The following is a 22,191-nucleotide window of genomic DNA, read 5'->3' on the forward strand; positions in this document are numbered from 1 at the left end:
ATGGCAAGCTTGAAACATGAACGATGCTGCCTCGGCGCCCACCCCCGCGCCCGCGCCCCGCCGTGCCCGTGTCCGTGCCCCCGAGCTGATCGGCAAGGGTGGATGGATCAACACCGGCGGCAAAGATCTGAAGCTGGCCGACTTCCGAGGTCGCACATTGATCCTCGATTTTTGGACCTTCTGCTGCATCAACTGCCTGCACGTCCTCGACGAGCTGCGCGAGCTGGAGGAGAAGCACCGCGACACCGTGGTGATCATCGGCGTGCACTCGCCGAAGTTCGTACACGAGGCCGAGCACGCCGCCGTCGTCGACGCCGTCGAGCGGTACGAGGTGCACCACCCCGTGCTCGACGACCCCGAGCTCGCCACCTGGAAGCAGTACGCCGTGCGGGCCTGGCCCACGCTCGTCGTGATCGACCCCGAGGGGTACGTCGTCGCGCAGCACGCCGGTGAGGGGCACGCGCACGCCATCGAGCGGCTCGTCGAGGAGCTGGAGGCCGAGCACGGGGCCAAGGGGACGCTGCGGCGCGGGGACGGGCCCTACGTGGCGCCCGAGCCCGTCGCCACGGACCTGCGCTTCCCCGGCAAGGCGGTGCTCCTGCCCTCCGGAAACCTCCTCGTCTCCGACTCGACGCGGCACCAGCTCGTGGAGCTCGCCGCCGACGGGGAGACCGTCGTACGGCGGATCGGCAGCGGGGAGCGCGGCTTCGGGCCGGAGGCCTTCAGCGAGCCGCAGGGGCTGGCGCTGCTGCCCGACGGGCGGGTGGTGGTCGCCGACACCGTCAACCACGCGCTGCGCGTGTTCGACCCCGCCACGGGCGCGGTCGAGACCGTCGCCGGGACCGGGCGGCAGTGGTGGCAGGGGTCCCCGACCTCCGGGCCCGCCCTGGAGGTGGACCTGTCCTCGCCGTGGGACGTGGCCTGGTGGCAGGGCCGGGTGTGGATCGCCATGGCCGGTGTGCACCAGCTGTGGACGTGGGACCCGGAGGCCGGCACCGTCGGGGTCGCCGCCGGGACCACCAACGAGGGGCTGGTCGACGGGCCCGCCGCCGAGGCCTGGTTCGCCCAGCCGTCCGGCCTCGCGGCCGCCGGGGACCGGCTGTGGATCGCCGACTCCGAGACCAGTGCGCTGCGGTACGTGGAGCAGGAGGGGGAGGGGTACGCCGTGCGGTCCGCGGTAGGGACCGGGCTGTTCGACTTCGGGCACCGGGACGGTGACGCCGCCCAGGCCCTGCTCCAGCACCCGCTCGGGGTGACCGCCCTGCCGGACGGCTCGGTCGCGGTCTGCGACACGTACAACCACGCGCTGCGGCGCTTCGACCCGGCCACCGGCCAGGTCAGCACCCTCGCCACCGACCTGCGCGAGCCCAGCGACGCCGTGCTGGTGGGCGAGGACATCGTGGTCGTGGAGTCCGCCCGGCACCGGCTGACCCGGCTGCGGCTGCCGGAGGAGGCCGTACGGGTCGACGCGGTCGCCCACCGTACGCAGCGGGCCGCCACCGAGGTGGCGCCCGGCACGCTCCGCCTGGACGTGGTCTTCCAGGCCCCGGCGGGCCAGAAGCTGGACACCCGCTACGGGCCCTCCACCCGCCTGCTGGTCTCCTCGACCCCGCCGGAACTGCTCGCCGGCGGCGAGGGCGCCGGTACGGACCTGTTCCGGGACCTGGTGCTGAACCCCGACGTCACCGAAGGGGTCCTGCACGTCTCGGCGATGGCCGCGTCCTGCGACGACGACCCGGCGAACGAGTACCCCGCCTGCCACGTCCACCAGCAGGACTGGGGCGTCCCGGTCACCGTCACGTCCTCCGGCGCCGCCCGCCTGCCGCTGGTGCTGGCGGGCCTGGACGGCTGAGGACGCCCAGGCCGGTCCTTCCCGGGGGGTTCAGCCCCGGGCTCAGCCCTCCAGGAAGGCCAGCAGGGCGTTCGCCAGGAGGAACGGGTCGTCGGAGCCGCAGAGTTCGCGGGCCGAGTGCATCGACAGGATCGCCACGCCGATGTCGACCGTCTGGATGCCGTGGCGGGCCGCGGTGATCGGGCCGATCGTCGTGCCGCACGGCATCGAGTTGTTGGAGACGAACGTCTGCCACGGCACCCCGGCCCGCTCGCAGGCCGCGGCGAAGACCGCGCGGCCGCTGCCGTCCGTCGCGTAGCGCTGGTTGACGTTGACCTTCAGGATGGGGCCGCCGTTGGCCCGCGGGTGGTGCGAAGGGTCGTGGCGCTCGGCGTAGTTGGGGTGGACGGCGTGCCCGGTGTCCGAGGAGAGGCAGATGGTGCCGGCGAAGGCGCGGGCCTTGTCCTCGTACGAGCCGCCGCGCGAGAAGACTGAACGTTCCAGCACGTTGCCCAGGAGCGGGCCGTCGGCTCCGGTGTCGGACTGGGAGCCGTTCTCCTCGTGGTCGAAGGCGGCCAGCACCGGGATGTGGTCGAGTTTGCCGGACGTGGAGACCGCGGCGAGGGCCGCGACGCCCGCGTGCACCGACAGCAGGTTGTCCATGCGCGGGCCCGCGAGGAGTTCGCGGTCGCGGCCCAGGTAGGCGGGCGGCTCGATCGAGTGGACCATCAGGTCCCAGCCCGCCACCGAGCCCTGGGGCAGCCCCTCTTCCTCCTCCAGGAAGGCGATGAGGTCGCCCTCGCGGGCGTCGCCCAGGCCCCAGATCGGCTGCATGTGCCGCTGCTTGTCGAGCTTGAGGCCGTCGGAGTTGACCGAGCGGTCCAGGTGTACGGCGAGCTGCGGGACGCGCAGCAGCGGGCGGTCGACGTTGACCAGCCGGTCGGTGCCGTCGCGCAGCGAGAGCCGGCCCGCCAGGCCCAGGTCGCGGTCGAGCCAGGTGTTGAGCAGGGTGCCGCCGTAGATCTCCACGGCGACCTGCCGCCAGCCCTGGGAGCCCGTGTCCGGGAGGGGTTTGACGCGGAGGTTGGGGGAGTCGGTGTGCGCGCCGATGATGCGGAAGGGGGTGTGCGCGGACGCGCCCTCGGGCACGTACCAGGCGATGAGCGCGCCGCCGCGCAGGACGAACCGGCCGCCCGTGCCCGAGTCCCAGGCGTCCGATTCCGACAACTGCCTGAAGCCCGCCTTCTCCAGCCGCTCGGCCGCGTTGGCCACGGCGTGGTACGGCGACGGACTGGCCGTCAGGAAGGTCATCAGATCGTCGGTGTGGCCGCGGTCGAAGCGGGCGGGAGAGCTCATGTGGTTCACCTTAACGACGGTCGTGTTCGCCATGGCCGGACTGCGGCGGATAGCCGAGGGGTCGCCGGAGCGCGGGGTGCGTGGCCCGCGGTCCCGTCGTCCTCAGCCCGGGGGACGCTCGAATCGGCGCTGTAGCTGCCGGCGCTCGCCCCGCCGGATGCGCGGGAGCATCTCGGGGGTCTGCGGCGGGCGCTGAGCACGTCTTTTGCGTCCGGCGCAGAAGATACAGCCCTCACCGGGCGGGGCATCGGGGTCGATCGGCGCGCCGGGGTGTTCGGAGCACCCCGAGGCGTTGCGGGGCCGGGAGAGTTCGCGGGCCACGATGAACGCCCGGTGCAGGTCGTCCGCGAGGCGGATGAAGTCCTGGTCGGGGGAGCTCAGCGTGAGGTGGAAGCGCTGCTCGTCGATGCCGCGCAGGTGGCGCCGCAGCACGTCGAGGGTGTACGGGGGCCCGGGTACGGGGTAGCCCAGGCGGCGCTGCTCCACGGGGGCGGCGGGCGCGGCGGGGGGGCCGCCCCGCAGGCGGCGGCCGCGGCGGCGGCGGTCGTTGCAGATCAGGCAGCGGCCCCAGCCTTCGGGCGCCTCGGGGTCGAGGGCGCCGTTGGGGTGTTCGGGGCAGCCGGTGTAGCTCTTGGCGGGAGCCAGGCCGGCGGCCGTCTGGAAGGCGACGTAGAGGGCGTCGGCCACGGGGTCGTACTCGGCGGGGTGGGCCCCGTCGTAGAGGTCCTTGATCCGGTCGCCGAGCGCGCCCACGTTGGCCTGGAGCTCCTTGAGGGCGTACGGGCGCCCGGTGGGGACCGTGTACCCCCTGCCGCTGTGCTGCTCCTGTGGACTCATGCCTACGAGCGTCCCACGAACCACCGACAACCGGGGAACCCGGCCGTCGCACGGCCGGGTTTCCCGGGTCCGGACACACCGGCGGCCGGACCCTCGACAGGAGGGGTCCGGCCGCCGGTGCGTACGTACACCGCGTACAGCGTGGGGGCTGCCTTAGAAGGCGGCCTCGTCGAGCTCCATGAGGGAGTTGTCGACGGCCTCGGCCAGCGCGCGCTGGACCGAGACGCCCGGCAGGACCTGGGCGGCGAAGAACTTCGCGGCAGCGATCTTGCCGGTGTAGAAGGGCACGTCCTTGGCGGAGGCGCCCGCGAGCTTCTCGGCGGCCACGGCCGCGCCCTTGAGCAGCAGGTAGCCGACGACGACGTCGCCGGAGGCCATCAGCAGGCGGGTGGTGTTCTGGCCGACCTTGTAGATGTTCTTGACGTCCTCGCCGGTGGCGGTGAGGTCGACGATCATCTGGCCGACGATGGCCTCCAGGTCCACGGCGGCCTTGGCCAGCGCGTCGCGGGCCGGGGCCAGCTCCTCGCCGCCCACGCCCTCGGCGAGGAACTTCTTGATCGTCTCGGAGAGGACGTTCAGCGAGGCGCCCTGGTCGCGGACGATCTTGCGGAAGAAGAAGTCCTGGCCCTGGATGGCCGTGGTGCCCTCGTAGAGGGTGTCGATCTTGGCGTCCCGGATGTACTGCTCGATCGGGTATTCCTGGAGGTAACCGGAACCGCCGAAGATCTGCAGGGACTCGGAGAGCAGCGCGTACGACTTCTCCGAGCCGTAGCCCTTCACGATCGGCAGGAGCAGGTCGTTGAGGCCGATCTCGGCGGAGGCGTCCTCGCCGGCGGCCTCCTTGAGCTGGATCGCGTCCTGGACGGAGGCGGTGTACAGCACGAGGGCGCGCATGCCCTCGGCGTACGCCTTCTGCGTCATGAGCGAGCGGCGCACGTCGGGGTGGTGCGTGATGGTGACCTTGGGTGCGGTCTTGTCCATGAAGTTGGCCAGGTCCGGGCCCTGCACGCGCTCCTTGGCGTACTCCAGCGCGTTGAGGTAGCCGGTGGAGAGGGTGGCGATCGCCTTCGTGCCGACCATCATGCGGGCGAACTCGATGATCATGAACATCTGGCGGATGCCGTCGTGCTTGTCGCCGATCAGCCAGCCCTTGGCGGGGTGCTGGTCGCCGAAGGTCATCTCGCACGTGTTGGAGGCCTTGAGGCCCATCTTGTGCTCGACGTTCGTCGCGTAGACGCCGTTGCGCTCGCCCAGCTCGCCGGTCTCCCAGTCGAAGTGGAACTTCGGGACGAGGAAGAGGGACAGGCCCTTGGTGCCCGGGCCGTGGCCCTCGGGGCGGGCGAGGACGTAGTGGAGGATGTTCTCCTCCATGTCGTGCTCACCGGAGGTGATGAAGCGCTTCACGCCCTCGATGTGCCAGGAGCCGTCCTCCTGCTGGATGGCCTTGGTGCGGCCGGCGCCGACGTCCGAGCCGGCGTCGGGCTCGGTCAGGACCATGGTGGAGCCCCAGCGCTTCTCGACCGCGATCTGGGCGATCTTCTTCTGCGCCTCGTTGCCCTCGGCGTGCAGGATGCCGGCGAACGCCGGGCCGGAGGAGTACATCCAGACGGCCGGGTTCGAGCCGAGCAGCAGCTCCGCGTAGGCCCAGATCAGGGAGCGCGGGGAGGTGGTGCCGCCGATCTCCTCGGGCAGGCCCAGGCGCCAGTACTCCGAGTCCATGAAGGCCTCGTAGGACTTCTTGAAGGAGGCCGGGACCGGGGCGGTGTTGGTGGCCGGGTCGAAGACCGGGGGGTTGCGGTCGGCGTCCGCGAAGGACTCCGCCAGCTCGTTCTCGGCGAGGCGGGTCAGCTCGGACAGGATGCTCTTGGCGGTCTCGGTGTCCATCTCGCCGAACGGGCCGGTGCCGTACAGCTTTTCGCGGCCGAGCACCTCGAAGAGGTTGAACTCGATGTCGCGGAGATTCGACTTGTAGTGCCCCATGGCGACGGCTCCGTTAAGGCTCGGGGAGACAGGTTCCTCGTACATACCAATCGGTAACCTCATGATGCTACCCACCGGTAATAAGACGCAACCCTTCTGCGGCGACTGTGACCAGCGTCAACCGGGTTCCGCTGGAGGGTGCCTGGGGGCGGGGGCCGCTCGGTAGGCTTCGGCTCATGTACGGCTACGACCAGAACGTGAGCGCGGGGCAGCAGCAGTACGCCGCCCCGCAGCAGATGGCCGGCGGGTACGGCGAACAGCCGCTCTACCCCGAGCCCTCGCCGCCGTCGCTCGCCGACGCGGTCCGGGCCTTCACCACCGGGTCGCTGTCCGCCGAGGACTTCCAGCAGATCTTCGCGACCTCGAAGGTCTACTGCCCGCGCGGCGACACCCCCGGGTTCCTGGCCCTGCACAACACGCAGCAGCCCGTCATCCCGATGTTCACCACGCTCAAGGAGCTCCGCCGGTACGCCGGCAAGGAGTCCAAGTACTTCGTGATCACCGGCGCCGAGGTGATCGACCTGCTGCCGACCGGGTACGGCTTCGTCCTCGACATGGAGGGCGACCACCGGATGGTCTTCGACGCGAAGGCGGTCGAGCAGATGGTCGACTTCGCGATGCGCCGCATGTACGGCTGAGCCGCGCCGAGGAAACGCCGCCGCACCCCCCGGGAATGCTCCCGGGGGGTGCGCTGTTCTGTGCGGGTGGCAGGAAGTTCGAGATTCAACTAAACTCGACGCAGAAGGAGGTCCTGACCATGCCCGCAGTGACCGTTGAGAACCCGCTCGCGCTGCCGCGCGTCATCGCCCCCGCCGGAGGCGCCCAGGCCAGGCCCGTACTGGGCGTGGTCGACGCCCCCTCCGGTTTCGAGGGCGAAGGCTTCCCGGTGCGGCGTGCCTTCGCGGGGATCAAGTACGAGTACCTCGACCCGTTCATCATGATGGACCAGATGGGCGAGGTGGACTACGCGGCCGGTGAGCCCAAGGGCACGCCCTGGCACCCGCACCGCGGCTTCGAGACCGTCACCTACATCATCGACGGCACCTTCATCCACCGTGACTCGCACGGCGGCGGCGGAGTCATCACCAACGGCGACACGCAGTGGATGACGGCGGGCTCGGGCCTCCTGCACATCGAGACCCCGCCCGAGGAACTCGTCATGTCCGGCGGCCTCTTCCACGGCCTCCAGCTGTGGGTGAACCTGCCCGCCAAGGACAAGATGCTCGCGCCGAAGTACCAGGACATCCGCGGCGGCACCGTGAAGCTGCTCGCCTCGCAGGACGGCGGCGCCCTGATCCGCCTGATCGCGGGCGACCTGGAGGGCCACGCCGGTCCCGGCGCCACCCACACGCCGATCACGATGATCCACCTGACCGTCAGCCCCGGCGCCGAGGTCACGCTGCCCTGGCGGGCCGACTTCAACGCCCTGGCGTACGGTCTCGCGGGCAGCGGGGCGGCCGGCGCCGAACGCCGCCCGTTCACGATGGGCCAGACCGTGGTCTTCGGCTCCGGCGACGGGCTGACGATCCGGGCGGACGCCGCGCAGGACTCGCGCAGCGAGAACTTCGAGGTGGTCGTCCTCGGCGGACTCCCCATCCGCGAGCCGATGGCGCACTACGGGCCGTTCGTCATGAACAGCCACGCGGAGCTCCAGCAGGCCTTCGACGACTTCCAGGCGGGCCGCCTGGGCGTCATCCCCAGCACCGACGTGACCGGCCTCGGCCACCGCGGCGCCGGACAGGCGGATCCCGAGGAGACGGCCTAGCCGTCCCCCGCCGCCGCGGGGCCCCCGGGCCCCGTGGCGGGGGACCCGTACCGGGTCCGCAGCTCCGACAGGACCCCGAACGCGGCCGCCGTCAGTGGTACCGCGAGCAGCATCCCGAGGATCCCGGCGACGCTCGCCCCGGCGGTGAGCGCCAGCAGCACCGCCGCCGGGTGCATCTGCACCGTCCGGCTCTGGATCAGGGGCTGGAGCACGTGGCCCTCCAGCACCTGGACGGCCAGCACCACGCCCAGCGCCCACAGCCCGATGACCCACCCCCGGTCGGCGAGGGCCACCAGCACGGCGACGGCGCCCGAGATGAAGGCGCCCAGGTACGGGACGTACGCGCCGACGAACACCAGCGCGCCCAGTCCCACCGCCCCCGGCACCCGCAGCACCAGCAGCCCCACGGTGATGCAGACGGCGTCGATCGCGGCGATGAAGGTGGTGCCCCGCATGAACCCCTCGACGGCCTGGTAGGCGCGGCGCGCGATGGCCTCCACGGTGTCCCCGGCCGAACGGGGGGCCAGGGAGCGCAGGGCGCCGGCCGCCCGGTGGGAGTCCCGCAGGAAGAAGAAGATCAGCAGCAGCGCCAGGAGCGCCGTCGCGAGCATCTCCCCGACCACGCTGATCCCGCTGATCACCCCGGAGGCGGCCGTCCCGCCGAACTTGGCGAGCAGCTCCTTGGCATTGGCCGCCAGGTCCTGGAGCGAGGTCCCGGCCGCCCCGAAGTGCTCGGCCAGGCTCTCCCCGGCCCGTTTGAGGGCGCCCACGATCTGGTCACCGGTCTCGATCAGCGCCGCCACCACCACGTACGTCGCCCCGCCGACCACCGCCACCACCGCCAGGCAGGTCAGCGCGGCGGCCAGCGAACGGTTCAGCCGCATCCGGACCAGCCACCGGTGCAGCGGCCCCAGCAGGGCCGTGCCGAGCAGGGCCAGCAGCACCGGGGTGACGGCGGTCTTGAAGACCACGCAGAGCCACACGCCGACGGCGGCCACACCCGTCACCAGCAGGACGACGGCGCACCAGGCGGCCAGCCGCCGCACCGGATCGGGCAGCAGGGACGTGCGCGGGGCCGGTGCGGGCATGGCCGGACCGCCTTTCGGATGCCGGGCGCCGGGCGGTCAGGGAGCGGGCCGGGGGGATTCCCGGTCCTCGTCACCGTCCGGCTTGGACCGTTCGTACAGCTCGAACCAGATCGACTTGCCCTCGCCACGCGGATCCACACCCCAGGTGTCGGCGAGCATCTCCATCAGCAGGACGCCGCGCCCGCTGGAGGCCATCTCCCCCGGGTGGCGCTTGTGCGGCAGCTCGTCGCTCCCGTCGGCCACCTCCACGCGCAGCCGCCGCGTACCCGGCTCGCCCGCCGCCTCGGCGACCAGCAGCGCGTCACCGTCCGTGTGGACCAGCACGTTCGTCACCATCTCGGAGACCATCAGCACCGCCGAGTCCACCTGCTCCGGGTCCGCCCAGTCGTGCAGCAGCTCCCGGACCTGCCGGCGGGCCCCCGCGATCCGGGCCGGCTCGGCCTGGGCCACGGTCAGCATCGTGCGCCGCACGGGCCGTACGGGATGCGCCGCGACGGTTCCGCAGCCGCAGCTCGGGCCCTCCCGGCACAGCAGCACCACGGCTATGTCGTCCTCGCGGCGGTCGGCCAGCGGGCCGGTGGTGTGGTGCGAGGACGGCCCGTGCACGGCCTGGACCAGCATGTCCGCGAGGCGCTCCAGATGGTTGTCCCCGTCCGCGCCGGCGCCCTCGGCGGGCCGGTCGTGCGCGTCCGACTCCAGGATCGCCCGCAGCCGCGCCCAGCCCGTGTCCAGGTCGTGCCCGCCGGTCTCGATCAGCCCGTCCGTGCACAGCATCAGCGTCTCGCCGGGCTCCAGGGCGAAACGGGTCGTGGGGTAGTCGGTGTCGGGGACGATGCCGAGCGGCAGCCCGCCGGCGGTCGGCCGCATCAGCACCGTCCCGTCGGCCATCCGGACCACCGGGTCGGGGTGCCCGGCCCGGGCGATCTCCAGCGTCCCGGTCCCCGGGTCGCACTCCACGTACAGGCAGGTCGCGAAGCGCGGGCTGCCGAAGTCGGCGTCGGGACCGGAGTCCGCGCCGGAGTCCTCGTCCGGGCCGGGCGCCGAGCACAGCCCGGCCAGGAAGCGGGAGGCCCGCGAGAGCACCGCGTCCGGCCGGTGGCCCTCGGAGGCATAGGCCCGTACGGCGATCCGGAGCTGGCCCATCAGCCCGGCGGCCCGTACGTCGTGCCCCTGGACGTCCCCGATGACCAGGGCGAACCGGCCCGAGGGCAGCGGGATCACGTCGTACCAGTCGCCGCCCACCTGGAGCCCGCCGCCGGTGGGGACGTAGCGGGCGGCGATGGTCATGCCGGGGATCTCGGGGCCGAGCTGGGGCATCATCGACCGCTGCAGACCGGTGGTGAGCTCCCGCTCGGACTCGGCCACCCCGGCCCGCTGGAGGGCCTGGGCGAGCATCCGGGCCACCGTCGTCAGCACCGACCGCTCGTCCGGCGAGAACGTCACCGGGTGCTTGAACGCGGCCATCCACGCCCCCATGGTCCGCCCGGCCACGATCAGCGGCAGGAAGGCCCAGGAGGACCGCCCGAAGCCCCGGGCCAGCGGCCAGGTGACCGGGAAGCGCCGCTTGTACTCCTCCGGCGTCGGGAGGTAGATCGCCCGCCCGGTCCGGACGACCTCGGCCGCCGGATAGTCCGTGTCGAGGGCCATCTCCGCGAAGGGCCCCTCGTCGCCGGGCGCGTGCCCGTGGTGCCCGATCACCGACAGCCGCTCGCCCTCCATCCCGAAGACGGCCAGCCCGTCCGGGCTGAACCCAGGCATCGACAGCGAGGCCGCCACCCGCAGCACCTCGGCCGTGGAGCGCGCCTCGGCCAGCGCCCGGCCGGCGTCCAGCAGGAAGGCCTCCCGCGAGCGCCGCCAGTCGCCGGTGATCGGGGTGTGCGCGGCCGTGGTGCCGGGCTGCGGTTCGGCGATCTCCTGGATGGTGCCGATCAGCTCGTAGTCCACCCGGCCGTCGGCGGTCCGGTTCTCCAGCGGCTTGGAGCGGCTGCGGACGGTGCGCAGCACCCGCCCGTCCTCGTCCATGATCCGCAGCCGGGCCTCCGCGAGGGTGCCCTCGGCCACGGCGAGGTTGACGATGCCGTTGATCTCGTTCCAGTCCACCGGGTGGAAGCGCGCGCGGGCCGCGGCCTCGGGCAGGACGACGGGCTCCGCGGGCAGCCCGAGCAGCCGGGCGGCCTCGCCGTCGAGGGTGACCGTTCCGGAAGCGTTGTCCCACCGCCACAGGCCGGTCGCGATGGCGGCCAGGACGTCCTCGGTGCGCACCCGGCCATCTTTACAGGTCACCCGGGCCGGGCGCCCGTCCGGCGCCCGCTCCCGCCGCCCCACCGGGCGCGCCCGGTGGCCGCCGCTCCCGGACGGTAACCTTGGGACGGTTGAGTCCACCTGGAAATCGCGTAGAACTGGATGACTGATGCATCGGTACAGGTCCCACACGTGCGGCGAGCTTCGTGCCTCCGACGTCGCATCCGACGTCCGGCTGAGCGGCTGGGTGCACAATCGTCGAGACCTGGGCGGCATCCTCTTCATCGATCTGCGTGACCACTACGGCATCACGCAGCTCGTGGCCCGCCCGGGCACCGCGGCGAACGAGGCCCTCAGCAGCGTCACGAAGGAGACCGTCGTCCGCGTCGACGGCAAGGTCGTCTCCCGCGGCGCCGACAACGTGAACCCCGAGCTCGCCACCGGCGAGGTCGAGGTCGAGGTCTCCGAGGTCGAGGTGCTGGGCGCCTCCGCCCCGCTGCCCTTCACGATCAACACCGACGACGGTGTGAACGAGGAGCGGCGCCTGGAGTACCGCTTCCTCGACCTGCGCCGCGAGCGCATGCACCGCAACATCATGCTGCGCTCGGCCGTGATCGCCTCGATCCGCTCGAAGATGGTGGCCCTCGGTTTCAACGAGATGGCGACCCCGATCCTCACCGCGACCTCCCCCGAGGGCGCCCGTGACTTCGTCGTCCCGTCCCGCCTGAACCCGGGCAAGTTCTACGCCCTGCCGCAGGCCCCGCAGCAGTTCAAGCAGCTGCTGATGATCTCCGGCTTCGACCGGTACTTCCAGATCGCGCCCTGCTTCCGCGACGAGGACGCCCGCGCCGACCGTTCGCCGGGCGAGTTCTACCAGCTCGACGTGGAGATGTCCTTCGTCGAGCAGGAGGACGTCTTCCAGCCGATCGAGAAGCTGATGACCGAGCTCTTCACCGAGTTCGGCAACGGCCGCGAGGTCACCTCGCCGTTCCCGCGGATCCCGTTCCGCGAGTCGATGCTGAAGTACGGCAACGACAAGCCCGACCTGCGCGCCAAGCTGGAGCTCGTCGACATCACCGACGTCTTCGAGGGCTCGGAGTTCAAGGCGTTCGCCGGCAAGCACGTGCGTGCGCTGGCCGTGCCGGACACCGCCGACCAGCCGCGCAAGTTCTTCGACGGCCTCGGCGACTACGCGGTCTCGCTGGGCGCGAAGGGCCTGGCCTGGGTGCGCGTCGGCGAGGACGGTTCGCTGACCGGCCCGATCGCCAAGTTCCTCACCGAGGACAACGTCAAGGTCCTCACCGAGCGTCTGGGCCTGGCCGCCGGGCACGCCGTGTTCTTCGGCGCCGGCGAGTTCGACGAGGTCTCCAAGATCATGGGCCCGGTCCGGGTCGAGGCCGCCAAGCGCGCCGGCCACTTCGAGGAGAACGTCTTCCGCTTCTGCTGGATCGTCGACTTCCCGATGTACGAGAAGGACGAGGAGACCGGCAAGATCGACTTCTCCCACAACCCGTTCTCCATGCCGCAGGGCGGCATGAAGGACCTGGAGGAGAAGGACCCGCTCGACATCCTCGCCTGGCAGTACGACATCGTCTGCAACGGCATCGAGCTGTCCTCGGGCGCCATCCGCAACCACGAGCCCGAGGTCATGCTGAAGGCCTTCGAGATCGCCGGTTACGAGGCCGAGACCGTCGAGCGCGAGTTCGCGGGCATGCTGCGCGCGTTCCGCCTCGGCGCCCCGCCGCACGGTGGCATCGCCCCGGGCGTGGACCGCATCGTGATGCTGCTGGCCGACGAGCCGAACATCCGCGAGACCATCGCCTTCCCGCTGAACGGCAACGCCCAGGACCTGATGATGGGCGCGCCGACGGTGCTGGAGGAGAGCCGCCTGCGCGAGCTGAACATCGCCCTGCGCAAGCCGGTCGAGACGAAGGCCGCGGACGCGAAGCCGGTCGCCGAGGCCGTCCACCCGGACGCCGCGCGGTAACGCTGCCGCTCTCGTAGCGGGAAGGGCCCGGGATCCTCGCGGATCCCGGGCCCTTCGTGTTGTGCGTCGGCCGTTGGCCGTCTGCCGTCTGCCGTCAGAACCGGTCGAGGAGGCCCTTGAGGAGGGCGGACGAGGTCAGTTCGGCGGGAGCGGGGCCGGCGTGGAAGAAGCCGGCGTTCTCGGCGTCCAGCTTGCGCAGGAAGTCGAAGGCCTTCGCGTCGTGGTCGCCGAACGCGACGAACTGCCAGTGGACGCCCGGGGCGGTGGCGGCGGCGTCCGCGATCGCCTGGCGGGCGGGGCGGACGTTGTCGGGCGCGCCGTCCGTCTGGAAGACGACCAGGGCCGGGCCCTCGCCGCCGTCCTTCTGGTACCGCTCGACGACGGCCTCGACGGCCACGTGGTAGCTGGTGCGGCCCATCCGGCCGAGCTCGGCGTGCCGGGCCTCGACCCAGGCCCCGTCGTGGCCGTCGAGGGTCAGTTCGGCGGTGCCGTCGAGTTCGGTGGAGAAGAACACCGTGTGCACGGTGGCCTCCTCGTCCAGGTGCGCGGCGAGCGCGAGGACGTGGTCGGCGAGGTACTGGGCGCTGCCGTCCTTGTAGAACCCGCGCATGGAGCCGGAGCGGTCCAGGACGAGGTACACCTTGGCCCGCGCCCCGGCCTTCCCCTTGGCCCGCAGCACCTGCCCGGCGGCCTTGTACGCCGCCCCGACGGCCCCGGCCTTGCGCCGCACCGCGGAGGCGGGGAAGGCGGGCCCGGCCTCGGCGGCCTCCGGCTCCGCTCCGACGCCGGTCTCCGCTTCCGCTTCGATGCCGGTGTCGGGTTCCGCTTCGACCTCGCTCTCGGCTTCCGCTTCCGGCTCGGCGGCGGCCGCCACCCGCGCCGGCTCGGCCTGGGCGGCGAGGGGCTCGGGGTCGGCGTCCGCCTGGAGTTCGGGCTGCGGCTCCGGCTCCGGCTGGGGCTCGGGCTCGGCCTGGGCGGCGAGGGGCTCGGGCGCCGCGTCCGGCTGCGGCTCCGGGGCGGCCTGCGGCGCGGGGGCCTCCTCCGCCTCGGGGGCCTCGGTTTCGGCCTCGGCGGCCAGGGGCTCGGAGGCTTCGGCCTCGGCGGCCTCCTCCGGCTGCGCCTCGGGCTCGGCGTCGGCCGGCTCGGCTTCGGCCTCCGGGGCGGGCTCGGTGGCCGCCTCGGGCTCCGCTTCCGCGGCCGCCTCCGGGGCGGCCTCGGGCTCGGCCTCGGCCTCGGCGGCCACCGGCTCGGGGGCGGTCGCCTCCTCGGGCTCGGGCTCGGTGGCCACCGGCTCGGCCTCCACGGCGGCGGCCGGCTCGGCCGGGGGCCGCTGCGGCTCGACGGCCGGCTCGGGGGCCACCGGCTCGGGGGTGGTCGGGCCCGTGGGGCCCGAGGGGCGGCGGGCTTCCGGGACCGTGGGGTCGGTGGTGGTGGCGGGGGCGGTGAGCAGGGTGCCCGCCTCGCGGTCGCGCGGCGCGGACTGCGGCGGGACCGTCGGGTTGTCGAAGGACGCCGCCACCAAGTCGGCCGCCGCGTCCAGGGGAGTGCGCTCGGCCTGGTTGGGAACGGCCGCCGCTGGGGCGTCCGACGTCTCGGGGACCGGCTCCGCAGTCCTTCCGAACACCTTGCGCAACAAGCTCCGAATACCCATGGGCCAGGCCTTTCGCATGAGTGCGTGCGTCATTTGTCCGTGCTGCGCGGTTGATCCCTGCCCAGAGTGGACACGTAAGGTTATCGGCCCCTTGGCTGGAACGACGGCAGGGGCGCCCTTCGTGGTGCCCGTCCTACCACCCAACCCGGCCGCCCGCACGAACTGGCCCCCCGCCGTGCCGGGTTCATCCACCGTTCATCCCCGCGCCGCCGCATCGGCGCAGCCCGCCGCCTGCCGTCGTGGCAGACGAGGAGCCCCAGTTGTCCGTCCGGCGGTGTTTCACGTGAAACGTCCGCCGGTCCGCCCGGGCGTCAACTCCCCTCCGGCAGCCGCCCCACCGGGAGCCGGAGCGTGGTGAGGGCGCCGCCGTCGGGGGCGTTGGAGAAGCCCAGGGCGATCTCCAGGACGGCCGCCTGACCCACCGCGATCGTCAGGCCCAGGCCGTGGCCGCGGCCGCGCCCCGGGTCTCCCGTGCGGAACCGCTGGGGGCCCTGTTCGATCAGCTCGGCGGGGTAGCCGGAGCCGTGGTCGTGGATCACCACCACCGGGCCGTCCACCGTCACCTCCACCGGCGGCCGGCCGTGCTTATGGGCGTTGACCAGGAGGTTGACCAGGATCCGCTCCAGGCGCCGCCGGTCGGTGAGCACCACCACGTCCCGGACCACCCGCACCTCGGCGGCGAGCCGGGAGCCGGCGACGGCCCGCCGGACGGCCCGGCCCAGCTCCACCTGGGCCAGGTCGGCCCGTTCGACGCCCGAGTCCAGCCGGGAGATCTCCAGCAGGTCCTCGGTGAGCAGGTGCAGGGCCCGCAGCCGGTCCTCAATCATCTCCTTGGGCCGGCCCTCCGGAAGCAGCGCGGCGGCGGCCAGCGAGCCCGTCAGCGGGGTGCGCAGCTCGTGCGCCACGTCGGCGGTGAACCGCTTCTCCGCCTCCAGCCGTTCCTGGAGCGAGGCGGCCATCGAGTCCAGGGCCCTCGCGACGTCCCGCACCTCGTCGCGGGAGCGGTGGGTGCCGGGGGCGTCGTCGCCGGCGGGGAAGCCGACCCGGGCGTCCAGGTCCCCCGCGCTGATCCGGCGGGCGACGGCGGCCGTGGCCGTGAGGCTGCGGCTGATCCGGTTGGCGAGGAACAGGCCGGCCAGGGCCACCACTCCGGCCGCGAGCGCGGAGGAGGCGAGGATCGCGGTGTCCAGGTCCCGGAGCCGGGCGCGGGTGTTCTCGTACGGGATCCAGACCGCGAGGGCCTGCCGGTCGGCGGGTGCCGCCCCCCACATGACGGGCTTGCCCTGGTAGGTGCCGACCATGGTGCCGGTACGGCCACGGGCGACGAGGTCGCGCAGGGGGCCGGGGAGGCCGGGCGGGTCGAGGGCGGCGTGGACGTCCCCGTGCGCGGTGCCGTACTCGTAGTGGCCGAGGGCGTGCTCCAGCTCCCGGTCGACGTCCTTGCGGACCTCCCCGACCACCTGGCGGGCGACGACGTTGTGCACGGCGATGCCCAGGGCGGCGGCGACCGTGCAGCACACCAGGGTGGTGGTCAGGGCGATCTTCCAGCGCAGGCTGTTCAGCGCGCGCATCGCTGCCGGTCCTCGCCCAGCGGGACGTCGGTGAGGGTGGGGCAGTCGTCGAGGGTGAGCTGCGACAGGCTCATGCTCTTGGCGTTGGGGTCCCAGACGTAGTCGGAGACGGAGATGTAGACCGGGTTCGAGGTCGGCTCGCGGACCGCCAGGTGCTCGGCGGCCACCTCCACGCCCTCCAGGACCCCGCGCCGGGAGAGGATGCGGGCGATCCTGCCGTCGTCCTGCACGGTGTAGACGCGCAGTTCGGAGACGCGGCCGTCCACGTCCAGCGCGGTGATCAGCTCCTCCCGGCCGTTGCCGGTGAGGTCGTGCAGGACGGCGGGCCGCACCGGGCAGTTCGGGCCGCCGTCCACAGCCTGTGTGCACAGCGCGAGCCGCTGGACGGCCCGGGGGTCGACGAGGCGGCCCGTGCCGCCGTCCTCGGCGGTGGCGGAGGTGATGTCGGCCCGGATGACGGCCAGGGCGTCCACCCCGCGCATGCTCAGCCCCGGCACCTTGGGCAGGCCGGGGACCACGGCCGCCGCACCCGGCTGCTGTCCCGGGCTCGGCGGGTCGGGGAAGTAGCCCTTCCACAGGGTGGTGGGGGCGTGGACCGTGCCCCGGTCGCCCTGGTCCGCCAGGCCCTCCGCGTCGGCGCAGCCCGTGGCCGCCGCCAGGAGGGCGACGACGACTGCCAGGGCCCGGGGGCGGCGGGTGCGCATGTACCGATGCTGCCCCGCCCGGCCCGGCGCGGCCCGGCCCGCGGGGCGTTCGGGGGACCGACCGGTTCCGGCCGCGCGGCGGGACGGTCAGCCGCCCGGCTGGGAGATCGCCCGGGCGGCGGCCACCTCCTGGTGGAGGGGGGCCAAGACGCCCGCCTCGTCGGCCCCCGGGGGGACCTCGACGCGGACCAGGGTCACGCTGCTGCGGATGCCCTCCGCCAGTTCGCGGAGCTGGCCCGCGATCCGGGCCACCTCGGACGGCGGCGGGGCGGAGGCCCCGTGGTTGACGCGGACCCGGGCCGCCGTGGTGGCGTCCACGATCCGTTCCACGGCCACCACCAGCGGCCACCAGGCGGCGGCCCGGGCGCCCGTCGGCGGTGGCTCGGTCAGGGCCCGCTGGAACTCGCTGCGCACACCCGACAGGTCGCGGTAGATCCGGCGCCGGGCCTGGAGCCGGGACTGCCGGGCCGCCCGTAGCTCCGCCTCGTCCGCGACCGGGGCGAAGGCCCGCTCCACGTAGCGGGCGGCGTCGTCGACGGCGTCGGCGAGCCGGTCCCCGATCCGGGTGTGCCAGCTCTCGGGCCACAGCAGGTAGCCGGCGACCAGGGTGATGGCGCAGCCGATCAGGCTGTCCAGCAGCCGGGGCCGGATGAGGTCGAAGCCCTGGTGGTTGAGGAGGTCCGAGAGCAGCAGGATCACCGGGGTGATGGCCGCGGTCTGGAAGACGTATCCCTTCGCGGAGAACGCCGGGATGAGCGCGGCGAGCACCACCATCACCGGCACGTCCCACCAGCCGCGCGGCACCTCCGCCAGCACGGCGGCCGCCAGCACCAGCCCCGCCGCCGTCCCCAGGGCGCGCAGCACCGCGCGGGAGAACACCGAGCCGAAGTCCGGCTTGAGGACGAAGGTGACCGTCAGCGCCACCCAGTACGAGCGCTCCACCTCGATCAGGGAGACCAGCGACTGGGCCAGGCCGATGCACAGGGCCAGCCGGAGCCCGTAGCGCCAGGAGGCCTCGGACAGCATCATGTCGCGCACCACCCGCCCGGCCCGTACGCGCAGCGCGGCGGGCCGGCCGAGGCGGTCGTCGACGTTGTACGGGTCCGGCTCCGCGAGGTGCACGATCTTCGCGGCGTGCCGCAGGGCGGCGTCCACGGCCCGCTCCGACGGGCTGTGCGGTGCGGGCAGGTCGAGGACGGGTGTCCCGGTGCGGCCCTCCTCGACGGCGGCGGCCAGGTCCCGTACCGCCGCCGGGACCTGCGGCGGCAGCGGACGGCCGCGCAGGTGGGCGGCGGGCGCGGCCTCCACCAGCGGGATCAGCACGTTCAGCTGGGCGAGCACCCGCACCAGCGTGGGGCTGCGCCCGTGCACCCGGGCCCGGCGCCCCAGGACGAGGTCGTAGGCCTGGTTGAGGGCGTGGGTGACCTGCTGCCGGCGTTCGTCGTACACGTCCGCGGGTCCGCCCGCGGCCTCCAGGGCGTCGGCCACGGCCCGGTAGACGGACGCGACGGCGGCCCGTTCGGGCTGCCGTCGGCGCAACGGCCAGCCCAGCAGGGTGAGCAGCAGGACGAACAGGCCGCCGGCGGCCAGCAGCAGCGGAGCCGTCCACCAGGGTTCGGGCATCGGCAGCCCGGCGCCGACCACGGCGTTGAGCAGGAACACCAGTCCGCAGGCGGAGGCGATCGTGCCGATCGAGGAGATCATCCCGGAGACCAGGGCGATCAGGGTGAGGACGGCGACCGCGACCCAGCCGCGGCCGTAGACCAGGGTGCCCAGGGCCACCCCGATCGCGCCCAGGAGCTGGGGGAGGGCGATGTTCAGGATCCGCATCCGGTAGGCGTCGGCGGTGTCGCCGATCACCCCCGACAGGGCGCCCATGGAGGCGAGCGCCCCGTACTCGGGCTCGTCCAGGGCGAAGCCGACGGCGATCGGGACCGACAGCGCGATCCCGGCGCGGGCCACCGCGGCCCAGGGGACGGGTGCGCCGCTCGGCCGCAGTCCCGCGAGCAGCCAGGAGGGGGGAGCCAGGGGGTGGGCCCGTGGCGGGTCGGGCGGTATGTGCCCGGTACGTCGTTCGGTGGTCATTCCGCTTCCGTGTCACCGCTCGCGAATCGGTTCTTCTGGGGCGTTCTGCGGAGGATGGGTATGTTCCGAGCTTATGGGGTGCGGCGCAGCCGGCCCGTCAGCCATGCGGTGAGCGCGGTCGCCAGTCCGATGGCGAGGACCACCCAGGTGGTGGTCCGCAGGAACGCGGTGAGCGCGTCGTACACCGCCCCGGCGGCGGCCCGGTCGACGTCGGCGGGAAGGTCGTCGAGGGTCAGCCGGCGGCACACGTCGACGGCGACCCCCAGCAGCACGGCCCCCGTCGCGATGCCGAGACCGGTGGCCAGCACGGCGCGGCGGCGGCGCACGGCGACGGCCACCGCCGCCCCGGCGAGCAGCACGGTCAGCACGGGCAGCCACACCCCGGCGATCTGGAGCACGCGGAACCCCTTCCGGAGCGCACCGAGGTCGTCGTACTCCATGACCTCCACGGACAGGTGGGTCTCGGGGATGCGGTCGGCGAAGGGCACCCCGTCGGCCACCAGCTCCCCCTTGACCGCGGCGATCACCGGGGCGAGGTCGATGGTGACGGCGTCCCCGTGGCCGGTGGTGAGCGCGTCGAGGAAGGCGGTGTGGGCGGCCCGGTTGGCGGCGTCCCAGGCCGTCCGGTAGGCGGGGGTCCCGGCGAAGGAGCGCAGGGCCTCGCCGATCAGGGCGTCCACCCCGCCCTGGAAGGGGCCCGCGTCGATCTGCCCGGACAGGGCGCGGGTGGCCTGGGTGACGACCACCCCCTGGACGGCGGGGTTCGTGGCGAGGGGGGCCATGGCGGCGGTGTAGCCGTCGGCGTCACCCAGTCGGCGGTCGGCCCAGTACGCGACCGCGCTCGCGGGCACGAGGAGGGCCACGAGCACGATGAGGGCCGCCGACAGGAAGGTGCGCACGTCACCAGGGAAGGCGGGGGCGGGCCCCGGCGCCAGCCCGGTTGCTGCGTACGGGGAGCGGTGGCGTCCGGGTCGACCCGGACGGGTGATCCACTTGCCGCCCCGGGGCGGCGGGTGTGCCCTGGAGGCTGGAAGAGAGGAGCCCCGCCATGGCACACGCGGCCCCCACCGCCCCCCGGCGGCACCGCCCGATGGCGTCGGCGCACGCACACGACATCAGCAAGAGCGCCCTCGCCCGCCCGCTGCTGCTCGGCCTCGTCTACGGGGTCTGGGCGGCCTTCATCAAGCGCCAGATGGGCCCGGTCGACGCGGGCAACGTCTTCTACGGAATCCTGTGCGGCGTCATCTTCGCCGGCATCATGTTCGCCCTGGCCCGGGTCGGCCCGCGCCTCAAGCGGGAGGTGCACGCGGCCGCGTACGGGGTCTTCATCGGCATCGCCGTCGGCTATCTGCACAGCCTCACCAACCAGTCCGTGCTCCGCGCCACCGTCGTCGGCCTGTTCTCCGGGCTGGGCGTGGGGATCGTCGCCTTCTACCGGTACTACACGCGGGAGGACTGAACCCCGCGCACCGGCCGTGGCGCCGGTTCCCGCGCCCCGTCACCGGGGGCACGGGAACCCGCGCCGCCTCATGGCGGGACCGGGCCGCCTGCGCGGCCCGGCCCTGCGCGTCCGGGTCCTAGGCCGCCGGGCCGGCGGGGCGCCGCTGCGGCTCGGCGGCGGACACGGGCGCGGTCTCCGGGGCCTCGGGGGCGGTCTCGCGGGCCGGGATGCGCGGTGCGGGCCGGTCCTCGCGGGCCGCGGGGGAGAAGCGGGCCGCCTCCGCGCGGATCATGGCGTTCAGGGCGGCGTACGGGTCGACGGGCATGACGGAACCTCACGGTGGTCCAGGGTGTGTGTGGGGGGAGTTCTGCCGCTCGGTCCCCTCAGCAGCGCAGGACCACACTCCGGACCGCACGCGCGCACACGGCCGCCGAGGCCGGGCCGCCCTGGGCCACACGGGTGGAATCACCCGCGTGTTTCACGTGAAACACCCCCGACGGCAGTCCGCGCGGCGCGGGCGCCGCGCGCACGACCGTCCGTACGTCCGCCCGGGCATCGGGGTCCGCAGCCGGATCAGACTGCCCCTCGGCGGGATCGGCCGGGGCGGACGAGGCGGCACGGGGATCGGCGCCCGCGGTGGCGGCCGCCGCCGGACCGGCGCCGAACAGGCACAGCAGGGCGACGCAGGCCACCGTCAGGGCCCGCGCCAGCACCGACCGCGCGTACCGCGCACCGCTCATGAGGCTTCCCTGCCCCGCCGCGCCCGGCGGCTCCCCGGCCGCCCCCGAGAAGCCCCCGACCGGAGGACGAAGACACCCCCCTCGGCTGACGTTCCGGACGGTCGCACCGGGCTCAGCCGGTGCGCAGCGGCCCGGTCAGCCGCGCGAGGACGGAGGTCTCACCGCTGACCAGCCGCAGCCGTGCCCGCCCGCCCCGGTCGGGCGCGGTGACCCCGTACGGGGAGACCCGCTCGACGGTGAACACGGCCGTACGGTGGTCCGCGCGCGGGATCTCCACGGTGCGGCCGCGCCGCAGTTCGGCCAGCGGGAGCCCGTTGCCGGTGACCACGGCGGTCCCGGCCGACCCGGGGGCCGGTCCGGCGGCGTCCCAGCCGGCCGCGTCCTCTCCCGCCGGGGCCCCTTCGGCCAGCGGGAGGTCCACCCCCAGGCTGGGGATCCGCAGCCGCAGCGGACGCGAGGCGCGCAGCGGACCGGCCGCTCCGGTCCGGCTCCGGCGGGCCGGGGTGTGGGAGTGGGTGCCGGAGTGCTCCAGTTCGCGCACGAGCCGGCGGTGGCCGGACAGGCCCAGCGCGCGCGAGGGCAGTGCGTCGGCGATGCCCGAGGTGCCCGGCTCCGCGCCCTCTCCGCCGTGCAACAGGCCGAGGCCGGTACAGAGCAGAGTGACCGTCAGCGCGGCGACCGCCCACGGGGCGCGGGACATGGCATTCCTCCTGGGCCGGCTCGGGCGGCCGGTCCTGGGAGCGTGGCCCACCGCCGACGGGACGGCACGTCGACGGGGTACGTCAGTTGACGGTGCGTCATCGGTGTGTCGGGGGACACGGGGGAGTCTTCGCAGATGGCGGTGGGGGTGAAGGCCGTGGCGAAAGCGGGGGGCGGTGCCTCCGAAAGGGTGAAGGGCTGCTCCCCGGCCGGGC

General features: G+C 73.6%; 18 protein-coding genes. 5 read left to right on the forward strand and 13 right to left on the reverse strand.

Annotated elements, in window-relative coordinates; translation table 11 throughout:
* Nucleotides 1–16: 16 nt before the first annotated feature.
* Nucleotides 17–1,852: an NHL domain-containing thioredoxin family protein gene (locus tag ABT403_RS05620; RefSeq protein WP_344160016.1), complete on the forward strand. Its 1,836-nt coding sequence runs from the start codon at nucleotides 17–19 to the stop codon at nucleotides 1,850–1,852.
* Nucleotides 1,853–1,894: 42 nt separating this feature from the next.
* Here ABT403_RS05620 and ABT403_RS05625 read toward each other — a convergent pair whose 3' ends face one another.
* The 3 genes from ABT403_RS05625 to ABT403_RS05635 form a co-directional block, all read right to left on the reverse strand.
* Entirely contained in the window at nucleotides 1,895–3,187 is a 1,293-nt protein-coding gene (locus ABT403_RS05625; protein WP_344160014.1) for a M18 family aminopeptidase, read from the reverse strand.
* A gap of 102 nt (nucleotides 3,188–3,289) precedes the next feature.
* Complete coding sequence (locus tag ABT403_RS05630) at nucleotides 3,290–4,024, reverse strand: hypothetical protein (protein ID WP_344160011.1); 735 nt, start codon at nucleotides 4,022–4,024, stop codon at nucleotides 3,290–3,292.
* A 153-nt stretch (nucleotides 4,025–4,177) separates the two neighbouring features.
* Complete coding sequence (locus ABT403_RS05635) at nucleotides 4,178–6,004, reverse strand: acyl-CoA dehydrogenase (RefSeq protein WP_344160841.1); 1,827 nt, start codon at nucleotides 6,002–6,004, stop codon at nucleotides 4,178–4,180.
* A gap of 176 nt (nucleotides 6,005–6,180) precedes the next feature.
* Between ABT403_RS05635 and ABT403_RS05640 the strand changes: the two genes are divergently transcribed.
* Together ABT403_RS05640 and ABT403_RS05645 are read left to right on the forward strand one after the other, a co-directional pair.
* Entirely contained in the window at nucleotides 6,181–6,642 is a 462-nt protein-coding gene (locus ABT403_RS05640) for an SseB family protein (protein ID WP_007265129.1), read from the forward strand.
* 119 nt (nucleotides 6,643–6,761) lie between these two features.
* Nucleotides 6,762–7,769: a pirin family protein gene (locus ABT403_RS05645; protein WP_344160005.1), complete on the forward strand. Its 1,008-nt coding sequence runs from the start codon at nucleotides 6,762–6,764 to the stop codon at nucleotides 7,767–7,769.
* Here ABT403_RS05645 and ABT403_RS05650 read toward each other — a convergent pair.
* Together ABT403_RS05650 and ABT403_RS05655 are read right to left on the reverse strand one after the other, a co-directional pair.
* A complete protein-coding gene (locus ABT403_RS05650; RefSeq protein WP_344160002.1) occupies nucleotides 7,766–8,857 on the reverse strand; it encodes an AI-2E family transporter in 1,092 nt (363 codons plus the stop codon). The genes ABT403_RS05645 and ABT403_RS05650 overlap by 4 nt on opposite strands.
* A gap of 36 nt (nucleotides 8,858–8,893) precedes the next feature.
* Nucleotides 8,894–11,119 carry a SpoIIE family protein phosphatase gene (locus ABT403_RS05655; protein WP_344159999.1) on the reverse strand — a complete coding sequence of 742 codons (2,226 nt, stop codon included), beginning with the start codon at nucleotides 11,117–11,119 and terminating at the stop codon, nucleotides 8,894–8,896.
* Between the two features lie 148 nt (nucleotides 11,120–11,267).
* Here ABT403_RS05655 and aspS point away from each other — a divergent pair, with 148 nt between their 5' ends.
* Nucleotides 11,268–13,085: an aspartate--tRNA ligase gene (gene aspS / locus ABT403_RS05660; RefSeq protein ID WP_344159996.1), complete on the forward strand. Its 1,818-nt coding sequence runs from the start codon at nucleotides 11,268–11,270 to the stop codon at nucleotides 13,083–13,085.
* Nucleotides 13,086–13,179: 94 nt separating this feature from the next.
* On the opposite strand, the gene ABT403_RS05665 is transcribed toward aspS, so the two are convergent.
* From ABT403_RS05665 to ABT403_RS05685, 5 genes are all read right to left on the reverse strand, one after another.
* A complete protein-coding gene (locus ABT403_RS05665) occupies nucleotides 13,180–14,736 on the reverse strand; it encodes a VWA domain-containing protein (RefSeq protein WP_344159993.1) in 1,557 nt (518 codons plus the stop codon).
* Between the two features lie 311 nt (nucleotides 14,737–15,047).
* A complete protein-coding gene (locus ABT403_RS05670; protein WP_344159990.1) occupies nucleotides 15,048–16,307 on the reverse strand; it encodes a sensor histidine kinase in 1,260 nt (419 codons plus the stop codon).
* On the reverse strand, nucleotides 16,295–17,011 hold the full coding sequence (locus ABT403_RS05675; RefSeq protein WP_344159987.1) for a hypothetical protein: 717 nt from the start codon (nucleotides 17,009–17,011) through the stop codon (nucleotides 16,295–16,297). Before ABT403_RS05675 ends, ABT403_RS05670 begins: the two co-directional genes overlap by 13 nt.
* 87 nt (nucleotides 17,012–17,098) lie before the next feature.
* Nucleotides 17,099–19,096 carry an FUSC family protein gene (locus tag ABT403_RS05680; RefSeq protein WP_344159984.1) on the reverse strand — a complete coding sequence of 666 codons (1,998 nt, stop codon included), beginning with the start codon at nucleotides 19,094–19,096 and terminating at the stop codon, nucleotides 17,099–17,101.
* Between the two features lie 71 nt (nucleotides 19,097–19,167).
* Nucleotides 19,168–19,995: a hypothetical protein gene (locus ABT403_RS05685; RefSeq protein ID WP_344159981.1), complete on the reverse strand. Its 828-nt coding sequence runs from the start codon at nucleotides 19,993–19,995 to the stop codon at nucleotides 19,168–19,170.
* A 149-nt stretch (nucleotides 19,996–20,144) separates the two neighbouring features.
* On the opposite strand from ABT403_RS05685, the gene ABT403_RS05690 reads away from it, so the two are divergent.
* Nucleotides 20,145–20,555: a hypothetical protein gene (locus ABT403_RS05690; protein WP_344159979.1), complete on the forward strand. Its 411-nt coding sequence runs from the start codon at nucleotides 20,145–20,147 to the stop codon at nucleotides 20,553–20,555.
* A gap of 118 nt (nucleotides 20,556–20,673) precedes the next feature.
* Here the strand turns inward: ABT403_RS05690 and ABT403_RS05695 are convergent, their stop codons facing one another.
* From ABT403_RS05695 to ABT403_RS05705, 3 genes are all read right to left on the reverse strand, one after another.
* Complete coding sequence (locus ABT403_RS05695; RefSeq protein ID WP_344159976.1) at nucleotides 20,674–20,862, reverse strand: hypothetical protein; 189 nt, start codon at nucleotides 20,860–20,862, stop codon at nucleotides 20,674–20,676.
* A 58-nt stretch (nucleotides 20,863–20,920) separates the two neighbouring features.
* Nucleotides 20,921–21,277 carry a hypothetical protein gene (locus tag ABT403_RS05700; protein ID WP_344159973.1) on the reverse strand — a complete coding sequence of 119 codons (357 nt, stop codon included), beginning with the start codon at nucleotides 21,275–21,277 and terminating at the stop codon, nucleotides 20,921–20,923.
* Between the two features lie 112 nt (nucleotides 21,278–21,389).
* Entirely contained in the window at nucleotides 21,390–21,977 is a 588-nt protein-coding gene (locus tag ABT403_RS05705) for a class F sortase (protein WP_344159970.1), read from the reverse strand.
* Nucleotides 21,978–22,191 lie beyond the last annotated feature (214 nt).

Origin of the sequence: Streptomyces sp. NPDC000075 (assembly GCF_040301925.1) — a bacterium.
Lineage (GTDB): Bacteria > Actinomycetota > Actinomycetes > Streptomycetales > Streptomycetaceae > Streptomyces > Streptomyces polychromogenes.

Bases quoted from the DNA above. Each gene is read 5' to 3' on its own strand.
- ABT403_RS05705 (WP_344159970.1), bottom strand. From the start codon at position 21,977: ATGTCCCGCGCCCCGTGGGCGGTCGCCGCGCTGACGGTCACTCTGCTC.
- ABT403_RS05665 (WP_344159993.1), bottom strand. From the start codon at position 14,736: ATGGGTATTCGGAGCTTGTTGCGCAAGGTGTTCGGAAGGACTGCGGAG.
- ABT403_RS05680 (WP_344159984.1), bottom strand. From the start codon at position 19,096: ATGACCACCGAACGACGTACCGGGCACATACCGCCCGACCCGCCACGG.
- ABT403_RS05630 (WP_344160011.1), bottom strand. From the start codon at position 4,024: ATGAGTCCACAGGAGCAGCACAGCGGCAGGGGGTACACGGTCCCCACC.
- ABT403_RS05650 (WP_344160002.1), bottom strand. From the start codon at position 8,857: ATGCCCGCACCGGCCCCGCGCACGTCCCTGCTGCCCGATCCGGTGCGG.
- ABT403_RS05675 (WP_344159987.1), bottom strand. From the start codon at position 17,011: ATGCGCACCCGCCGCCCCCGGGCCCTGGCAGTCGTCGTCGCCCTCCTG.
- ABT403_RS05670 (WP_344159990.1), bottom strand. From the start codon at position 16,307: ATGCGCGCGCTGAACAGCCTGCGCTGGAAGATCGCCCTGACCACCACC.
- ABT403_RS05635 (WP_344160841.1), bottom strand. From the start codon at position 6,004: ATGGGGCACTACAAGTCGAATCTCCGCGACATCGAGTTCAACCTCTTC.
- aspS (WP_344159996.1), top strand. From the start codon at position 11,268: ATGCATCGGTACAGGTCCCACACGTGCGGCGAGCTTCGTGCCTCCGAC.
- ABT403_RS05620 (WP_344160016.1), top strand. From the start codon at position 17: ATGAACGATGCTGCCTCGGCGCCCACCCCCGCGCCCGCGCCCCGCCGT.
- ABT403_RS05700 (WP_344159973.1), bottom strand. From the start codon at position 21,277: ATGAGCGGTGCGCGGTACGCGCGGTCGGTGCTGGCGCGGGCCCTGACG.
- ABT403_RS05645 (WP_344160005.1), top strand. From the start codon at position 6,762: ATGCCCGCAGTGACCGTTGAGAACCCGCTCGCGCTGCCGCGCGTCATC.
- ABT403_RS05690 (WP_344159979.1), top strand. From the start codon at position 20,145: ATGGCACACGCGGCCCCCACCGCCCCCCGGCGGCACCGCCCGATGGCG.
- ABT403_RS05625 (WP_344160014.1), bottom strand. From the start codon at position 3,187: ATGAGCTCTCCCGCCCGCTTCGACCGCGGCCACACCGACGATCTGATG.
- ABT403_RS05640 (WP_007265129.1), top strand. From the start codon at position 6,181: ATGTACGGCTACGACCAGAACGTGAGCGCGGGGCAGCAGCAGTACGCC.
- ABT403_RS05695 (WP_344159976.1), bottom strand. From the start codon at position 20,862: ATGCCCGTCGACCCGTACGCCGCCCTGAACGCCATGATCCGCGCGGAG.